Origin of the sequence: Actinoplanes sp. NBRC 103695, assembly GCF_030269485.1 — a bacterium.
In the GTDB taxonomy this organism is placed as follows: Bacteria; Actinomycetota; Actinomycetes; order Mycobacteriales; family Micromonosporaceae; genus Actinoplanes.
In genome coordinates this window covers 316,981-334,346 of sequence record NZ_BSTL01000001.1, presented here as the reverse complement: position 1 = coordinate 334,346, position 17,366 = coordinate 316,981, and the positions used below count along the sequence as shown (strand labels likewise).

Below are 17,366 nucleotides of genomic sequence, written 5' to 3'. Positions count from 1 at the left end.
GCCGAGGAGTCAGCATAGGCGTCGCCACCAGCGCGGACATCGACCACGCCGGGAAGGAAGGATCATGAGTTGGGCCAGAGGCCCCGGCTCACGAAGACGGCCTTCAAGGCATCCAGGTCGTCGGTCATGATGCCGTCGACGCCGAGGTCGAGCAGGCGGGCGATCTCGGCCGGGTCGTCGACCGTCCAGACGTGCACCTGCAGGCCCATCCGGTGGGCGTACGTCACGAAGGACGTGTCGACCACCCGGACCGGCCCGGCCTTCACCGGGACCTGGGCGGCCACCACGGACGGATGCCACCACGGCTGGGGGCCACCGGTCCGGCGGAAGCGGGGCATCGCGGCCAGCCGCAGCCGGGCCACCGCCCGCTGGCCCATCGACGTGGCGATCGCCGGTCCGGCCAGGGCTCGGGCGGCCGCGAGGCGGGCGTCGCTGAACGACGCCAGGAGAACCCGGGACTCGGCGCCGCACGTGCGGATCGTCTCGACAGCGGGCGCGACCACGCCGGAGGCTTTCAGGTCGACGTTGAAGCGGATGTCCGGCCACGCGCCCAGCACGTCGTCGAGGCGCGGCACGGCACCGGCGCCGCCGACCCGGACCGTGGCCAGGTCGGCCCAGCGCATCGACGCCACGGTGGCGCGGGTGCCGGCCACCCGGTCGAGCGTGTGGTCGTGGAACACCACCGGCACACCGTCGGCGGTGGCGTGCACGTCGGTCTCCACGTACCGGTAGCCGAGCGAGACCGCCCGGGCGAACGCCTCCGCCGTGTTCTCGTCGCCCGCCGCCGCCCCGCCCCGGTGCGCGAAGGCGAGCGGCGCGGGCGCGTCGAGGTAGCCGCTCACCAGGTGACGGCGATGTACTTGGACTCGAGGTATTCGAGCATCCCCTCGTGCCCGCCCTCGCGCCCGATGCCGCTCTGCTTGACACCGCCGAACGGCGCCGCCGGGTCGCTGACCAGGCCGCGGTTGAGACCGACCATCCCGGCCTCGATGGCTTCGCTCACCCGCAGGCCGCGGGTCAGGTCGCCGGTGTAGACGTACGCCACCAGCCCGTACTCGGTGTCGTTGGCGAGCCGGACCGCCTCCTCCTCGGTGTCGAAGGTGACGATCGGCGCGACCGGCCCGAAGATCTCCTCGCGCAGGATCGGCGCGTCCGGGGCGACCCCGGTCAGCACGGTCGGCGGGTAGTAGAACCCCGGCCCGGACGGCCGGGAACCGCCGGTGAGCGCCGACGCGCCCGCCTCGATCGACGAGGAAACCAGCTTGTCCACCTTGTCGACGGTGTCCTCGTTGACCAGAGGCCCCACCTGGGTGTCCGGATCCGTGCCCGGCCCGACGCGCAGCGCCGCCATGCGCTCGGCGAGGGCGGAGGCGAACTGCTCGGCGACCGAGGACTCGACGAAGAAGCGGTTCGCCGCGGTGCACGCCTCGCCGCCGTTGCGCATCTTGGCGATCATCGCGCCGTCCAGGGCAGCGTCGAGATCGGCGTCGGCGAAGACCACGAACGGCGCGTTGCCGCCGAGCTCCATCGACGTGTTGACCACGTGCTCCGCGGCCTGGGCGAGCAGGACCCGGCCGACCTCGGTGCTTCCGGTGAAGGAGATCTTGCGTACGCGCGGGTCCATGAGCATCGCCGACACGACCTTGCCGGAGCTCCGGGACGGCAGCACGTTGACCACCCCCTCGGGCACCCCGGCCTCGGCCAGAACGGCGGCCATCGCGAGCGCGGTCAGCGGGGTGTCGCTGGCCGGCTTGAGGATGACCGTGCACCCGGCGGCCAGCGCCGGCCCGATCTTGCGGGTGGCCATCGCGGCCGGGAAGTTCCACGGGGTGACGAGAACGCAGACGCCGACCGGCTGGCGGACGACCAGGATGCGGTTGGCCCCGGACGGCGCGGTGGTCACCTGGCCCTCCGCCCGGACCGCCTCCTCGGCGTACCAGCGGAAGAACTCGGCCGCGTAGGTCACCTCGCCCTTGGCGTCGACCAGCGCCTTGCCGTTCTCCAGGCTGATCAGCTTGGCGAGCTCGTCGGCCCGGGAGGTCATCAGCTCGAAGGCGCGACGCAGAATCTCGGAGCGTTCCCGCGGCGCGGTCTTCGACCAGGACACCAGGGCCCCGGAAGCGGCGTCGACGGCGGCGGCCGCGTCCTCGACCGTGCCGTCGGCCACCGAGGCGAGCACATCGCCGCTGGCGGGGTCGAGGACGTCGAAGCGGGAGGATGAGGACACCCACTTACCGCCGATGAAGAGATCGGTTTCCACAGCAACTCCCTCTCGTCTCAGGCACCCCCAACCCTAGGCCGTATCCGAGCCGCGGGCCGAACGACGCCGTCTTCTAGACGCTCACGTCGAGGGTCTCCGCCAGGTCGGTGATCGGCGCCGGCAGGGTTCCCCGGGCCCGCCGGAGGATGTCGCTGAGGACCTCGTGGGCCACCGGTCGCGCCCGGACCTCCGCCGGCGCCTCCAGATCCGCCAGCAGGAGCATCTCCCCCGCCCGCCCGGCGTCCCCGATCCGCAGGTAGGCGCGGGCGACCTCGAGATGATGGTGGGCGCGCCGTTCCGGCGGCATCGCGGCGAAGGCCTGCCGGTCGAGACGCTCGTGGATCGCGACGGCCATGCGCCCGTCACCGAGTTCCACCGCGGCCGAGACCCGGTGCAGCTCGACGTTGACCGGCCCGAACCACGTCCCGTAGAGATCGGCGTCGTGGCCGAGTTCGGCCGCTGTCCGGGCGGCGCCACCGAGCAGGTCACGAGCGGTGACCCCGTCTCCCAGACGTGCCGCCGCCAGCGCCCCGTTGAGCAGCAGCATCCCCTGCACCGCGACCTGTGCCGGGCCCTCCGGCTCCGGCCCCGCCACGAGGCGGTTCGCCACCATGATGCTGACCTCCAGCGCCGGACGGACCCGCCCCAGCGCCAGCATCGCCGCCCCGACCCGGTAGGCGCCGGCGCCGGCCAGCAGCCGGTCCCCGCTGCGGTACGCCGCGGCGATCGACCGGTCGGCGGCGACCCAGCAGAGCTCATGCTCGCCCACCTTGCGCAGGAGGGCCGACATGAGCTGGTAGACCTGGCTCAGCAGGTGCGCGGCCGCGGTGTCCGGCCGGGCGGCGTCCAAGGTCTGTACGTCACGCAGCAACCGCGGCAGCTTGCGGGACAACTCGCCGTAGCGCGCACAGTGGAAGGCGCGCCACGCCTCGCCGACAGCGACCCGGAGCTGGTCGACCGGGGCCGGCTCGGGCCCGCCGGCCAGGAACGCGCCGATCGACTCGTACCGTTCGAGAGCCGACCGGATCTCCTCGACCTCGACCTGATCCACCAGGGCGGAGTCCGTCCGATGCGGCGCCCTGCCCAGCAGCAGCTGGACGTCCACCTGGAGGACGTCGGCGATCTCGTTGACGACCGTGAACCTGTCGAGCCGGCGAACACCACGCTCGACCTTCTCGACCCAGCTCTTCGACCTGCCGAGACGATCCGCGAACACCTGCTGGGACATCCGCCGGCGCTCCCGCCAGTACGCCACCCGGCGGCCGATCGGCAGCTCGGCCGGCTGGTCGTCGAGCTGCTCGTCCGGCTGTTGCCCCTGGCTCTGAACCCGCTCCGGCGAATCCTCTCCCGCGCGAGCCGCATCTCCGCTGCCGGGAATCAACCACGCCACCCGGTCGTGGCCAGTTCGAGCACGCCGTTACGGCCGTCGTGAGTGTCCAGCCAGCGGGAGACGGCGCAGGCGGCCTTCGCGTACATCTGCTTGTCGGCGGTCGCGGCGGCCAGCCAGTCGTCGAGGGTGACCGGCAGCTCGCCGGTGGGCTCGACCTTGCAGCGGTCACCGGCGCCGGGCGGGCGGATGTTGCGCTCGTCGGCGGACACGATGACGGCCAGTCCCTCGTCGAACCACTGCGGGACGCCGGCCTCCCGATCGCCCAGCCGCTCATGGAACTCGACGTGCGACATCTCGTGCGAGGCGATCACCGGGTCCAGTCCCCTCGGCGAGAGCATCACCGCCCGGTTGAGCACCGCGACGCCCCGCTCGCCGCCGCCACCGATCCGCCGGTAGCAGTCGTCGGTGAAGCAGGCGAGCAGCAGCGGGTCACTCACCCGCCCGCCGTAGAACTTGGCGACCCGTTCCCCCGCCCGCTCCTGCACGGCGATCATCTGATCCCGCTGGGCCGCGCTGAGCCCACCCTCCACGAAGAGCCCCGGCCGCAGCTCCTCCATCGCGAAGCACCGCGGACAGGCTGTGGCCGCGACCGACGGATATCCGAACGCCAGCACCACGACGGCCACCACCAGCAGGACGATCGGTCCCCCGGCCAGCCACACCCACCGCCGCCTCAGCAGTCGCACGCCGGAAGGATAACCGCCCGGCCGGTGGTTGCCGGCGAGGTCACGCGGCCACGATTCCGGGTGCCTAGATCACGGCAAATCGGGGTACGGCCTCCGCATGACCGTGACGGATGCTGATACGCGGGATCGGACGTTCTTCGGGCAACCACGCGCGCTCGCCCATCTCTTCGGCGTCGAGTTGTGGGAGCGGTTCTCGTTCTACGGCATGCAGGGCATCCTGCTGATCTACCTGTACTACACGGCCGCCCAGGGCGGGCTCGGCATCGACCAGGACACCGCGACCAGCATCGTGGGCGCGTACGGCGGCAGCGTCTTCCTCGCCACGGTGGTCGGCGCGTGGCTGGCCGACCGGCTGTTCGGGCCGGAACGGGTGCTCTTCGGCTCGGCGATCCTGGTCATGATCGGGCACATCGCCCTGGCCGTGCTGCCGGGCGTCACGGGCGTCGCGACCGGCCTCATCTTCGTCGCGCTCGGGTCCGGCGGGGTCAAGGCGACCGCCACCACGCTGGTCGGCGCGCTCTACGCGCCCGGGGACGAGCGCCGGGACGCCGGGTTCTCGCTGTTCTACCTCGGCATCAACCTGGGCGCGCTGGTCGGGCCGCTGCTCACCGGGCTGCTGCAGCAGGAGGCGGGATTCCACTGGGGATTCGGGCTGGCCGCCGTGGGCATGGCGCTCGGGCTCGCGCAGTACGCGTACGGCAGAAAGGTGTTGACCAACGACGTGGCGAACCCGCTGCCGCCGGCGCGCCGCCCCCTGGTGATCGCGATCGCCGCGGCCGGGATCGTCGCGGTGGCGGTGCTGGCGTTCGCCGGGCTGATCCCGGCCGCGCGGCTGTCCACCATCGTCGTGGTGCTGAGCATCGTGGCCGCCGTCGCGTATTTCGCGGTCATCCTCAGCAGCCACCGGATCGACGCGACCGAGCGGCGGCGGGTGCTGGCGTTCATCCCGATGTTCATCGTGAGCGCCGTCTTCTGGAGTCTCTACCAGCAGCAGTTCACGGTCGTCACGGTCTACTCCGACCAGCGGCTGGACCGGAACCTGTTCGGCTGGGAGATGCCGGTGTCCTGGGTGCAGTCGATCAACCCGGTGTTCATCATCATCCTGTCCGGCGTATTCACCGTGCTGTGGACGCGGCTGGGCCGCCGGCAGCCGTCGACGCCGATCAAGTTCGGCCTGGGCACCGCCCTGATGGGGGTGGCGTTCCTGCTGTTCCTGCCGCTGGCCGGCGGTGGCCCGAACTCGGCGCCGCTGCTCGGACTGGCCGGCATCCTGTTCGTCTTCACGGTGGCCGAGCTGCTGCTGTCGCCGGTGGGCCTGTCCGTGACCACGAAGCTCGCGCCGGAAGCCTTCCGCACCCAGATGGTCGCGCTGTTCTTCCTGTCGGTCGCGCTGGGCACGGCCATGTCCGGCACGCTCGCCAACTACTACAGCGAGGACCACGAGGTGCCGTACTTCGGCGTCCTCGGCGCGGTCGCCATCGCAGCCGGCCTGATCATGGTCGCCCTGACGAGGCCGCTGCGCCGGTTGATGGGTGGGGTCAATTAGAGACCGTTCGCGGTGATCGGCCGTCCATCTCTGGTGCGTGGCGTAGCTGCCGGCGTTTCCGGTACGTTGCGTTTCTGCCGGCGTTTCCGCTGGGTGTGGAGTCGGGTCGGGTTTGCCGGGCGCCCGGGTGCCGGCTCACCCGTCACTGCCGCCGCTCACGGTGGCAGCCGGGCACGGTGGCAGCCGGGCACGGTGGCAGCCGGGCACGGTGGCAGCCGGGCACGGTGGCAGCCGGGCACGGTGGCAGCCGGGCACGGTGGCAGCCGGGCACGGTGGCAGCTCAAGGCGGCATCTGCGACGTTGACGGCCGGCCCGGCCCTTGCGCGCCATCCACGCCCGCGGCCGGTGGTAGGACCGGGCGCTATCCACTGAGCTTCCCCCGCTCTGAGCTACCACCCGCGCGAACCGTGGTGGCTCAGAGCGGTATTTCGACCCCGATACAGCCCTGACCCACCACTCCCATCCCGGTCCTACCACCACCGCCCGCTCCTACCACCGACCGCGACCGGCCACGGCCGCGACCAGCCACGACCGCGACCGGCGGCGGCAACGGCGAGCCGGCGCCCGGACGCATGGCACACCCGCATGGACCAGCCGCCGCGCGATGGTGGCGGCAGCGACCGTGACCAGGCGCCCGGGCCGCCCGGCAACCCGGCCCGAACCCTTACCCAGCGAAACCGCCGGGACCTTCACCTCGAAAAGTGTTCAGCGGGTGCTGACGAACAGGTGCGGGCGCCCGTCACCGGGGTCGGCGCCCAGGTCGGTCGCCTCCGAGCTGAACAGCACGCGGCTGCCGTTGCCCGACGGAACGCCCCGCCCGCTGGAGCCGTTGCCGCCGGCCACCAGGATGGTGCGCTCGCTGCTCAGGTTGCGGACGAAGACGTCGCTGACGTTGCCGTTCGGGTCGTTCCGCACCAGATCGGACGCGGACGAGCCGAACGCGGCGAAGCGGCCGTCGGCCGACAGCGCACCCGCGAAGGTGTCGGCGTTCCCCGCGCCGGTTCCCGCGCGATTCGCGGAGACCAAGGTGGTGGCACCGGTGGCGGCGTCGTAGAGGTGCAGGTTGGTCATCGCCGCGTTCACGGCATACAGGACCTTGGCGCCGGTCCGGTCGATGGTCGGCCCGGACGCGTCCACCGGCGCCGTGCCGCTGCTCTGCGGGCTGACCCTGGTCGTCGCGCCCGAGGTCAGGTCGGTCAGATAGACCGCGCTCGCACTGCCGCCGTCGCCGGCGTAGTCGCCGGTGCCGCTGAAGGTCGCCCACCTGCCGTCCCCGGAGATCGCGGCCTCGAACGCGGCCGGAGCGCCGTCGCCGTTCGGGACCGAGACCTGCCGGGTGACACCGGTCGTCAGGTCACGCAGGTAGACCTCCTGACCGTTGCCGTGCTGGAAATCCGACTTGACGAAGGTCACGTACCGGCCGTTGTCGGAGAGGGAGGGGCCGATCTGGATGCCGTCGAACTGCACGTTGCCGGTGCCGACGCTGGCCCGGCTGGTCACGCCGGTGCGCCGGTCGTGGACGAAGACGTCACGCCTGCCGTTGGTGTCGCCGGCGACCAGGTTCGACGCGGACGAGGTGAACGCGACATAGCGGCCGTTGCCGGAGATGACGGTGTCCTGCGCGGGCCCGTCGGCCGGCCGGCCGTTCGGACCGCCGCTGACCAGCGTGGTCGTGCCGGCGTCGAGATCGCGGACGAAGACGTCGTAGGCGCCGTTGGTGTCGCCCGCGACGAGGTTGGCGGAGGCCGACACGAAGGTCACGTACCGGCCGTTGTCGGAGATGTCCCAGTCGAGGTTGTCGCCGTCGCCGGGCGTGCCGTCGGCGGCCACGTCGACCAGAGTGATGGCGCCGGCAGCGGCCGGAGCCGCCGCCGGCGCGAGATGCAGAGTTGCCACCAGGGCTAGAGCCCCCCATGAAATGCTCATGCCGGGACGCTATGGGCGCGGGGACCCCGCCGCTGTCGGATCACCGGCAGCGGGGTCCCGTCCCTGGTTTCAGTTCAGGAAAGGACGACCTCGGCGAGGCGCTCGATGTCGTCCGGGTCGTCGGTGGTCGGGTTGAGGATGAGCTCCTCGGCGCCGATCGCGGCGAACGACTTGACCACCTCGCGGATCTCCTCCGCCGTCTTCGCCAGGTTGGCGGTGACGAGCTGCGCGAACTCCGGCACGTTGCTGTAGTAGTCGTACACGTTGTCGTGGCCCTTGGCCGGGTCGCCGAGCACGAAGTAGGCGATCGCGATCAGGCGCGGCTCACCCTCCCGGCCGGCCGCCTTCCACGCGGCGCGGGCGCCGTCGAAGGCACCGGCGACCATTCCGGCGGGGGCGCTGGGGCCGACGTAGCCCTCGCCCCACTTGGCCAGGCGGTTGAACGACGCCGGGGCCATGCCGCCGAAGATCAGCGGCACCTGCCGGGTGCCCGTCGGCACGGCCGCGTTGTCGCCGCCGCCGACCGGCTCGCCGTTCCACACGCTGCGGTAGATCTCGAGGTCGTGGTCGATGCGCTTGCCCAGGCCCTTCATCGGGTAGCCGTCGGCGACGAAGTCGTCCGCCCGCCCGCCGATGCCCAGGCCCAGGGTGAGCCGGTGGCCGGACACCGCGTCGATGCCGGCGACCTCCTTGGCCAGCAGCACGGGCGGCCACACCGGCCCGAGCAGCACGTTGGTGAAGAGCCCGATGCTGCTGGTCGCGCCGGCCGCGGCGGCGAGCGCCACGGTGTCGTTCAGACCCGGGTACGCCAGCCGGCCGACCGTCCCGAGCGTGCTGAAGCCGGCGTCCTCGGCCCGCTTGGCCCATCCCGGGATGACAGCCGGGTTCATCTCCCGCACCTGGTTCGGAAGTCCAATGCCGATCTTCACGGTCGCAACGCCCTTCGTCGGTTCACGTCAGTAAGCCCGACAACGCTAGCGATGTTTGTCACGTCAACCTTCCGCACGACACACGTGTGCAGACTCACAGAGATCGATTGAACTCCGGGTCACGCACTACGTGGGATCGCGACCGGGTCGAAGCCGAAGGGCAGCTCGAGGCGGTGCGCGGCGAGCAGGTCGGTGTCGGCGAGGACGTCCCGGGTGGGGCCGTCGGCCTCGATGCGGCCGCTGTCCAGGATCAGGGCTCGGGAGCAGAGCTCGAGCGCGTACGGCAGGTCGTGCGTGACCATCAGCACCGTGACCGGCAGAGAGCGGACGATGTCGGCCAGCTCGCGCCGGCTGGCCGGGTCCAGGTTGGACGACGGCTCGTCGAGGACCAGGATCTCGGGGCGCATGGCCAGGACCGTGGCGACGGCGACGCGGCGGCGCTGGCCGAAGGACAGATGCTGGGGCACCTGGTCGCGGTGGGCGCCCATGCCGACCGCCGCCAGGGCCTCGTCGACGCGGGCGTCCAGCTCGGCGCCGCGCAGGCCCAGGTTGGCCGGGCCGAACGCGACGTCCTCGGCCACCGACGGCATGAACAGCTGGTCGTCGGGGTCCTGGAAGACGATGCCGACGCGGCGGCGGATCTCGGCGATGCCGGTACGGTCGCGCGGGTCCACGGCGGCGCCGGCCACCGAGACGGTGCCCGTGCCGCCGTGCAGGATGCCGTTCAGGTGCAGGACCAGGGTGGTCTTGCCGGCGCCGTTCGGGCCGAGCAGCGCCACCCGCTCGCCCTGTGCGATGGTCAGGTCCACGCCACGCAGCGCCGGTGTGCCGTCGGGGTAGGCGTAGTGCAGGCCGGCCACCCGCAGCGAGACCGTCACACCAGCACCGCCACTCCGGCGGCGACGAGCGGGAACATCGCGGACATCGCCCACTGCGACGCCGTCGCCGAGGGAGAAGCGCCCGTGCGCGGCAGCCGGCCGGTGTAGCCGCGCGACCGCATCGCCAGGTAGACCCGCTCGCCGCGCTCGAACGCCCGCAGGAACAGCGCGCCGACGCCGACCGCGAACGCCTTCACCTGCCAGAGGAACCGCTGGTCGTAGCCGCGGGACAGCCGCGCGATCCGCATCCGCCGCGCGTCGTCGGCGAGGATGTCCAGGTAGCGCAGCATGAACGTGGCGATCTGGGTGAAGACCGACGGAACCCGCAGGCGGTCCAGGCCGATGATCAGGTCGCGCATCGAGGTGGTCGCGGCGAGCAGGAGCGACGCGAGTACGCCCAGAGTGCCCTTCGCGGCGATGTTCCAGGCGCCGTACAGCCCGTCCACCGACAGCGACAGGCCCAGCCAGGTGATCCGTTCCCCCTGCCCGGCGAACGGCAGCCAGAGCGCGAGCAGCACGAACGGCAGCTCGATGGTGGCGCGCCTGGCCAGCCAGCCGGGGCGGACCCGGGCGATCGCCGCCACGGCCGCCACCAGGACGGCGTAGGCCAGGAACGCCCGGAAGTGCTCGCGGGGCGTGATCACCACGATGATCGTGAAGAGCAGGGTGGCCGCGATCTTCACCTCGGGCGGCAGCCGGTGCAGCGGGCTGTCGTGGTCGAGGTGCAGCGGGTGGGCGTGACCGGCGCCCACGTCAGGTGCTCGAGGACGAGGCGGGCTTGCGGCGGCGAACCAGCCAGAAGACGCCGCCGCCGACGGCGAACGTGATCAGCACGCCGAGCACGCCGGCCAGGCCGGTGCCGAGCGGGCCGTCCAGTCCCCTGATGCCGTAGTCGGCGAACGGGCTGCCGGCCAGCTGATGGTTCTGCTCCCGCTGGGCCATGCACGTGCCACCGGTGATCTCGCCGTCGGCGTTGAACGTGCAGCCCTGGCGTGCCGCGGCGTCCAGGCCGTCGGGGCTGCCGGAGGCGAAGTTGCTGACCACCCCGGCCAGCAGGATCGCCACGAGCAGGCCGCCGGCCAGGAACCAGCCCAGTTTCCTGTTCACGCCGGGACCTCCTGAGGCTGTGCGGCACGGGTGGTCCGGCGCAGGGCGTACACCAGGTCGGGTCTGACCTTGGCGACCGTCGCGACCGTGGTGGCGGCGATCAGGCCCTCGCCGATGCCGATCAGGATGTGCACGCCGGCCATCGCGCCGGCCACCGTGCCCAGGTCGAGGTCGGTGGTGCCGCCCAGCGCGTACTCGAGGACGAAGCCCTGCGAGGCGACCACGACACTGACCACCGAGGCCACGAAGACAGCGACCGAGACCTTGGGCAGCAGCCGGAGGATCGCCACGGCCACCAGGTAGCCCACCGCGGTGCCGAGCAGCGCCATGTTGAAGATGTTCAGGCCGAGAGCCGTCAGGCCGCCGTCGGCGAACAGCAGGCACTGCACGATCAGCACGGTGGCCACGCACAGCGCGCCGACCCACGGGCCGACCAGCACGGCCGCGAGCGCGCCGCCGAGCAGGTGGCCGGAGACGCCCGGCAGCACCTGGAAGTTGAGCATCTGCACGGCGAAGATGAAGGCGGCGACCAGGCCGGCCATGGGCGCCAGGCGGTCGTCGAGGTCGAGCCTGCCGCGCATCACGCAGAAGCCGAGCGCGACCAGTGAGACGACGGCGAACGCGGCCGAGACGCGCGCGTCCACGATGCCGTTAGCGATGTGCATCGCCACTGGATTCATGGACGCAGCATATTTGGCAAGAGTGGCTGTTGCACAGACCTGGCAACAAGGCCGTCTAGGGCTCGCCGACCACTTTGCCGGGATTGAACAGATTCAGCGGGTCCAGCGTCCGCTTCACCGCGGACTGCATCGCCAGCACCGCCGGGGACAGCTCCTGACGCATCCCGGCCCGCTTCAGCAGACCCACGCCGTGCTCGCCGGTAACGGTCCCGCCTGCGGCGATGGCCTTCTCAAGGATCTCGGAGAAGGCCGCCTGCGCGGCCACCCGAGCGGCGTCGTCACCTGCCGGCGTGATGATCAGCGGGTGCAGGTTGCCGTCCCCCGCGTGCGCGATGGTGGCGATGATCACCTGATGCCGGGCGCCGATCTCCTCGATCGCGGCGAGCATCCCCGGCACCGCCGACCGGGGCACACAGACGTCCTCGGTGAGCACCGGCCCCAGCCGTTCCATCGCCGGATAGGCCAGCCGGCGCGCCGCGAACAGCTGCTCCGCCTCGACCTCGTCCGTCGACTGCTCCGCCCACAACGCACCCGCCCGGGTGAACGCGCCGGCCACCGCCGCCGCCTCCTCGGCGCCGGCCGCGCCCGGCGTGTCGATCTGCGCCAGCAGCAGCGCCTCGGCGTCCGCGGACAAGCCCAGGTGCTTCCACTCCTCGACAGCCTGCAGGGTGGCCCGGTCGAGCAGTTCCAAAGCGGCCGGGAGCAGGCCCTGGCGGGTCGTCTCGGCCACCGCCTCACCGGCCGACACCACACTGCCGAAGGCGCCCACCACGGTGCGGGGCGGCTCCTTGCGGGCCGGGCGCAGCTTCAGGGTCACGTCGGTCACCACGCCGAGGGTGCCCTCCGCGCCCACGAACAGGCTCGTCAGGTCGTACCCGCTGACGCCCTTGGTGGTCCGGCGGCCGAGCCGGGCGACGGTGCCGTAATCCCCCGCCGGCCCGCCCACGACGGCCGTCAGGCCGAGCACATAGTCCCTGGTCACGCCGTACTTGAGGCAGCACAGCCCACCGGCGTTGGTGGCCACGTTCCCGCCGATCGTGGACCACGGCGAGCTGGCCGGGTCGGGCGGGTACCAGAGGCCGTGCTTGGCGACCGCGGCCTTGAGGTCGTTGTTGACCACGCCCGCCTGCACGACGCAGATCATGTTGTCGGCGTCGACCTCCAGGATCGCGGTCATCTTCGACAGGTCGACGATGACGCAGCCGTCCACCGCGTTGGCGCCGCCGGACAGGCCCGTCCCCGCGCCGCGCGGCACCACCGACAGGCCGCGCTCGGCACACCCGGCGACGATCCGCGCGACCTCCTCGGTCGACCGCGGCCGGACGGCGGCGACCGCACGGCCGACCGGCGCCCACTCGGCCTCGTCGTGCGACAGGCTTGCCAGGACGTCCGGGTCGGTGACCTCGTCGATGCCGGCGAACAGGCTCATCGCAGGAACTCCACCATCGCCGCGCTCACCGCGCCGGGCTGATCGACACACATCGCATGCCCGCAGTCTTCCAAGGTGACGGCCGAGGCGGAAGCGTTGACGGACGTGGCCCACGCCGCATGCTCACAGGGCCACAGCTGGGAATCCCGGGCGGCCAGGAACAGCGACGGCACGGACACGCGCGCCACCACGTCCCGCCAGTCCTGCGCGGCGTGGTCCCGCAGCAGGGCCCGCAGCGGCGGGTCGGTCGGATCCCCGAACGGCGGGTCGTACCCGAGCAGGGCCTCCAGCTTGAGGAAACCGGTCAGCCTGTCTTCCTTGCACGCCCGGTCTGCGGGATGCCGTTGTCGAAGAAGGTCCCGACGTTGTCGTTGGTCAGCCCGTAGAACCCGTGATCCCAGCCGTCGCCGTTGACCATGCGCGGCGTCTGGTCGATGGTCACCACGGCTCGGAGACGGTCGGCGCCGAACAGGTCGTAGTAGGCCCAGATGACGCTCGCGCCCATGCTCTGACCCGCCAGGGCGACCCCGGTGAGCGCCAGATGATCAAGCAACTCGCGGACATCCATGCCGTGCCGCGCCAGCCGCTGGCCGTGCGCGACGTCGTCGGAGGCGCCGTGCGACCGCCGGTCCAGCCCGATCACCCGCCGACCTGCCCCCCGCAGCGCCCGCCGCTGGAACTCCCAGCTCTCCACCGGCGCGCAGAAACCCGCGAGCAGCACGATCGGCGGCCCGTCCCCGTCGTCGGTGTAGTGCAGCCCGACCCCGTCGCTGGTGGTGAACGTCGCCATCCGCCGACCCTAGCCGCTACAAGAAGCGCGACACGTCCCCCGCGCCCTCGCGCAGGATCTCGACCTCACCGTCCGAGAAGTCGATCACGGTCGTCGGCACGGTGCCGCACTCCCCCGAATCGACCACGGCGTCCAGCTGGTGATCCAGGGCCTCCTTGATCTCCCAGCCCTGGGTCATCGGCTCGTCGTGACCCGGCAGCAGCAGGGTGCTCGTCACCAGCGGCTCGCCCAGCTCGGCGAGGATGGCCTGCGCCACGACGTGCTCCGGGATGCGTACACCCACGGTCTTCTTCTTGGGGTGGAGCAGCCGCCGCGGAACCTCGCGCGTGGCGGGCAGGATGAACGTGTACGGCCCCGGCGTGGCCGACTTGATCGACCGGAACAGCGCGTTGTTGATCGTCACGAACTGCCCGAGCTGCGCGAAGTCCCGGCACATCAGGGTGAAGTGGTGCCGCTCGTCCAGCTGCCGGATCTCCCGGATCCGAGCCAGCCCGTCCTTGTCACCCAACTTGACCCCGAGCGCGAAGCACGAGTCGGTCGGGTAGGCCACCACGCCGCCGGCCCGGATCAGCCCCACCACCTGGCCGATCACCCTGGCCTGCGGATTGTCCGGATGCACGTCGAAATACCTGGCCACGCCGAGAGCCTAGACCCAGGATCAGGTTCAAGTGCGGAGGTCGTAGCTCGGCGGGTGGTTCAGACCGTCGCTCACGCCGAGGGTCGCTGCGCTTCACCTGCGTAAATGGTCACTCTCTTGAAACCTGTCACCCGGCGTCGTCGCTCCACGAGCCCGCCCCCGCGGCCAGCATCCGGCCGCGGGCGCGCCACGCCAGCATCGATCCGATCGACACGGCCGACAGGATCGAGCCGACGCTCACGAACGAGCCGATCGACCCGATCGACGCGAACGACCCCGCCGACCCGATCGACAGGATCGACCCGGAGGAACCGATCGACAGGATCGAACCCTTGGACCAGAGGCTCAGGATCGACCCGTCGGACTTGTAGGACAGCAGCGACCGCTTGGCATGCACCCGCCCATCATGGCGGATCACCTAGGGTGGCGCGATGGTCTGGTTCCGGGGCGACTGGCCGGGCCGGCCCGGGTCGAGGTCCGCCATCCGGACGGCAGCATGGCCGCGATGACGAGCCCGATCTTCCTAGGCTGATCGCACTGATCGCCCTGCTCGCGCCGCGAGTGCGATGTTGTCGATCGCGGCGTCGGCGATGCGGTTCAGTGTCTTCGTGTCGACCCCCGCCTTGGCCAGTGCCTCGATCCCGCGATGCGTGGTGACGATCAGCCCGCCGAGCACCTCGGCGTCGGCGGCCGGGTCCACGTGCCCGGCGCGCTGCGCCTGCTCGACGAGTTGGCGGCAGCTGTCGAACAGCGTTTCGAACGTCGCGAGCGACCGGGTCGCGACGGCCTCGTTCTCCCACGCCAGCTCGGCCGTGGCCTTGGCCAGCAGGCAGCCGAGCCGGTCGATGTCACCCTCCGGCATCCGGAGCCAGGCGCGGAGGCGGTCGAGCGCCTCGTCGTCCGGGCCGTCGAGCCGGGCCGCGGCATCAGCGTCGGCGCCCGCGCAGTAGTCCTCCAGCACCCGCTGAAACAGGGCGTCCTTGTCGCCGAACGCGCCGTAGAGGCTGCCCTTGCTGAGACCCGTCGCGCGGGAGAGATCATCGACCGAGGTGCCGTGGAAGCCGGTCTCGTTGAACACCCGGCGCGCAGCCACCAGCACCTCGTGCTCGTCGAATTTCCGTGGTCGCCCCATTCCCGCAAGGTTACGCCGTTCCGAACCCGGCCCGAGAGTTCTGGACGTACGTTCCAGAACATGTATATTGGACCGCATGTTCAGAACCCTTGCTTCACCAGATGCCACCGAGCTCGCCGGCAAGCGGGCGGTCGTCACGGGAGGTTCTCGCGGGATCGGCGCGGCCATCGCGCAGCGGCTGCTCGACGGCGGCGCGACCGTCGTCACAACGGCGCGCAAAGCCACCGAGGAGACGCCGAAGGCCGCCACCTTCCTCGAAGGCGACATCAGCACGCTGGCGGGCGTGCGGGAATTCGCCGCGGCAGCCCTCGACGAACTCGGCGGCGTCGACATCGTGGTCAACAACGCTGGTGCGGCCCGCGCCCACGTCGGGGGCATCTCCTCCATCCCCGACGAGGAATGGCTCGACGCCCTCGACCTCAACTACCTCTCCGCCGTCCGGGTCAACAACGCGCTGCTGCCGACGCTGCGCCAGGCCGGGGCGGGCGGCGCGATCGTCAACATCTCCACGGTGGCGGCGCTCATGCCATCGGCGCCGCTGGCCCACTACGGCGCCGCCAAGGCCGCGCTCAACGCCTACGGCAAAGCGCTCGCTTCCGAGCTCGCGCCCGCCGGGATCCGCGTCACCACGATCATCCCCGGCAACGTGCTCACCCCGGGCGGCGACGCCATCCGCCAGAACCTCGCCGACGCGGTGGGCGTCTCGCTCGCCGACATCGCGAACGGCGTCCCTCTGGGTCGCCCCGGAGACCCCCGCGACATCGCCGAGGCCGTCGCCTACCTCGTCTCGGACCGGGCCCAGTGGGTCACCGGAGCGACCCTGGTCGTCGACGGCGGCGAACTTCCCGTCATCTAGCGACCGTTCGCGGTCCGGTCTGATTGGCCGTCCTTCCTGGTGCGTGGCGTTGCTGCCGGGCGTTTGCGGTGCGTGACGAAGCTGCCTGGCGTTTGCGGTGCGTGACGAAGCTGCCTGGCGTTTGCAGTGCGTGACGAAGCTGCCGGCGTTTCCGGTGCGTGACGAAGCTGCCTGGCGTTTGCGGTGCGTGGCGAAGCTGCCTGGCGTTTGTGGTGCGCGGCGTTGCTGCCGGCGTTTCCGCTGGGTGAGGGGTTGGGCCGGGTCGCCAGGCCCCCCGGGTGCCCGCTCACCGCCACTGCCGCCGCTCGCGGTGGTAGCCGGGCACGCCAGTGGTAGCGCAAGGCGGCGTCTGCGTCGTTGACGGCCGGCCCGGCCTTGCGCGCCGCCCACGGCCGGCGGCCGGTGGTAGGACCGGGCGCTGTCCGGGCCCGGCTGACCGCTCTGGGCTACCACGCGCGCGGACCGTGGTGGCTCAGGGCGGTATTTCGCCCCGGATGCCGCCCTGACCCACCACTGCCCGCCTGGTCTACCACTCCCGCCTGCTCCTACCACCGACCCGCACCCGGCCACGGCCGCGAGCGGCGGCTGCAACGGCGAGCAGGCACCCGAACACCTGGCACGCCCAAGCGAAACCCCACGCCGGGCGCAACCGGCGGCAGCAACGGCGAGCAGGCACCCGAGCGCCTGGCATACCCGCATGGACCCGCCACCACGCGATGGCGGCGGCAGCGACCGAGACCGGGCGCCTGGCAGCCCGGCCCGGAGCCACCCAGCGAAAACGCCGGTAGGGCCGCCGCGCAGATCGGCGGGACGGCTCTCGACCGCGGGGCGCTTGGCCGGAGGGACCGCGCTACTCGGCGGGGCGCCGCCGGAAGAACGTGCGCAGGATGCACTCGACGTCGTCCGGGTCCAGGTCGAGGATGATCGCGCCGCGTTCCGGGTCGTAGCGGACGAACGTGATGTCCACGTATCGGCCGATGAGGTTGACGCGTACGTCGGCGTCGAAGGGCTGGGCGGCGATCGCCGAGATGACGTCGTCCCGGTTCAACGGCTCCCCTTTGCCTCGGTTGTGCCTGTGTCGCTCATCATTCGGATCCGTCTATGCTGACGCAATATTCCA

18 protein-coding genes and 1 pseudogene are annotated in these 17,366 nt (G+C 71.5%); 2 read left to right on the top strand and 17 right to left on the bottom strand.

The genetic code is table 11. The features are described 5' to 3' along the window. Positions 1-62: 62 nt before the first annotated feature. The 4 genes from QSK31_RS01415 to QSK31_RS01400 all read right to left on the bottom strand — a co-directional run bounded on the left by QSK31_RS01415 (position 63) and on the right by QSK31_RS01400 (position 4,336). Positions 63-845, bottom strand: a complete 783-nt coding sequence (locus QSK31_RS01415) for a glycerophosphodiester phosphodiesterase family protein (RefSeq protein ID WP_285680462.1) — start codon at positions 843-845, stop codon at positions 63-65. Further along, on the bottom strand, positions 839-2,260 hold the full coding sequence (locus tag QSK31_RS01410; RefSeq protein ID WP_285680175.1) for an NAD-dependent succinate-semialdehyde dehydrogenase: 1,422 nt from the start codon (positions 2,258-2,260) through the stop codon (positions 839-841). The genes QSK31_RS01415 and QSK31_RS01410 overlap by 7 nt, the downstream gene beginning before the upstream one ends. A gap of 73 nt (positions 2,261-2,333) precedes the next feature. Then, on the bottom strand, positions 2,334-3,533 hold the full coding sequence (locus tag QSK31_RS01405; RefSeq protein WP_285680460.1) for a helix-turn-helix domain-containing protein: 1,200 nt from the start codon (positions 3,531-3,533) through the stop codon (positions 2,334-2,336). Positions 3,534-3,637: 104 nt separating this feature from the next. Then, positions 3,638-4,336: a hypothetical protein gene (locus QSK31_RS01400; protein WP_285680173.1), complete on the bottom strand. Its 699-nt coding sequence runs from the start codon at positions 4,334-4,336 to the stop codon at positions 3,638-3,640. Between the two features lie 97 nt (positions 4,337-4,433). Here QSK31_RS01400 and QSK31_RS01395 point away from each other — a divergent pair, with 97 nt between their 5' ends. Continuing rightward, positions 4,434-5,882 (top strand): peptide MFS transporter, encoded by a 1,449-nt coding sequence (locus QSK31_RS01395; RefSeq protein WP_285680172.1) that lies wholly within the window; start codon positions 4,434-4,436, stop codon positions 5,880-5,882. A gap of 705 nt (positions 5,883-6,587) precedes the next feature. Here the strand turns inward: QSK31_RS01395 and QSK31_RS01390 are convergent. The 12 genes and pseudogenes from QSK31_RS01390 to QSK31_RS01335 all read right to left on the bottom strand — a co-directional run bounded on the left by QSK31_RS01390 (position 6,588) and on the right by QSK31_RS01335 (position 15,390). Continuing rightward, positions 6,588-7,808 (bottom strand): TolB family protein, encoded by a 1,221-nt coding sequence (locus QSK31_RS01390; RefSeq protein ID WP_285680170.1) that lies wholly within the window; start codon positions 7,806-7,808, stop codon positions 6,588-6,590. Positions 7,809-7,882: 74 nt separating this feature from the next. Continuing rightward, on the bottom strand, positions 7,883-8,698 hold the full coding sequence (locus QSK31_RS01385; RefSeq protein WP_285680169.1) for an LLM class flavin-dependent oxidoreductase: 816 nt from the start codon (positions 8,696-8,698) through the stop codon (positions 7,883-7,885). 158 nt (positions 8,699-8,856) lie between these two features. Next, complete coding sequence (locus QSK31_RS01380; protein ID WP_285680168.1) at positions 8,857-9,615, bottom strand: energy-coupling factor ABC transporter ATP-binding protein; 759 nt, start codon at positions 9,613-9,615, stop codon at positions 8,857-8,859. After that, positions 9,612-10,367 (bottom strand): cobalt ECF transporter T component CbiQ, encoded by a 756-nt coding sequence (cbiQ, locus tag QSK31_RS01375; protein ID WP_285680167.1) that lies wholly within the window; start codon positions 10,365-10,367, stop codon positions 9,612-9,614. Before cbiQ ends, QSK31_RS01380 begins: the two co-directional genes overlap by 4 nt. Position 10,368: 1 nt before the next feature. Further along, positions 10,369-10,722 (bottom strand): PDGLE domain-containing protein, encoded by a 354-nt coding sequence (locus tag QSK31_RS01370; protein ID WP_285680166.1) that lies wholly within the window; start codon positions 10,720-10,722, stop codon positions 10,369-10,371. Next, complete coding sequence (locus tag QSK31_RS01365; protein WP_285680165.1) at positions 10,719-11,402, bottom strand: energy-coupling factor ABC transporter permease; 684 nt, start codon at positions 11,400-11,402, stop codon at positions 10,719-10,721. Before QSK31_RS01365 ends, QSK31_RS01370 begins: the two co-directional genes overlap by 4 nt. A gap of 55 nt (positions 11,403-11,457) precedes the next feature. Further along, positions 11,458-12,831 carry an FAD-binding oxidoreductase gene (locus tag QSK31_RS01360; protein WP_285680164.1) on the bottom strand — a complete coding sequence of 458 codons (1,374 nt, stop codon included), beginning with the start codon at positions 12,829-12,831 and terminating at the stop codon, positions 11,458-11,460. Beyond that, positions 12,828-13,010, bottom strand: a complete 183-nt coding sequence (locus QSK31_RS01355) for an alpha/beta fold hydrolase (RefSeq protein ID WP_285680163.1) — start codon at positions 13,008-13,010, stop codon at positions 12,828-12,830. Before QSK31_RS01355 ends, QSK31_RS01360 begins: the two co-directional genes overlap by 4 nt. Positions 13,011-13,135: 125 nt before the next feature. Continuing rightward, entirely contained in the window at positions 13,136-13,621 is a 486-nt protein-coding gene (locus QSK31_RS01350; RefSeq protein ID WP_285680162.1) for an alpha/beta fold hydrolase, read from the bottom strand. 16 nt (positions 13,622-13,637) lie between these two features. After that, positions 13,638-14,258, bottom strand: coding sequence for an L-threonylcarbamoyladenylate synthase (locus tag QSK31_RS01345; protein WP_285680161.1), 621 nt, complete (start codon positions 14,256-14,258; stop codon positions 13,638-13,640). A 163-nt stretch (positions 14,259-14,421) separates the two neighbouring features. Beyond that, positions 14,422-14,634 (bottom strand): annotated as a pseudogene (locus QSK31_RS01340) (hypothetical protein); the annotation flags it as partial. A gap of 147 nt (positions 14,635-14,781) precedes the next feature. Further along, positions 14,782-15,390, bottom strand: a complete 609-nt coding sequence (locus QSK31_RS01335; RefSeq protein WP_285680160.1) for a TetR/AcrR family transcriptional regulator — start codon at positions 15,388-15,390, stop codon at positions 14,782-14,784. Positions 15,391-15,466: 76 nt separating this feature from the next. On the opposite strand from QSK31_RS01335, the gene QSK31_RS01330 reads away from it, so the two are divergent. Next, positions 15,467-16,246, top strand: coding sequence for an SDR family oxidoreductase (locus QSK31_RS01330; protein WP_285680159.1), 780 nt, complete (start codon positions 15,467-15,469; stop codon positions 16,244-16,246). A gap of 850 nt (positions 16,247-17,096) precedes the next feature. On the opposite strand, the gene QSK31_RS01325 is transcribed toward QSK31_RS01330, so the two are convergent. After that, positions 17,097-17,294, bottom strand: a complete 198-nt coding sequence (locus QSK31_RS01325) for a hypothetical protein (RefSeq protein WP_285680158.1) — start codon at positions 17,292-17,294, stop codon at positions 17,097-17,099. Positions 17,295-17,366 lie beyond the last annotated feature (72 nt).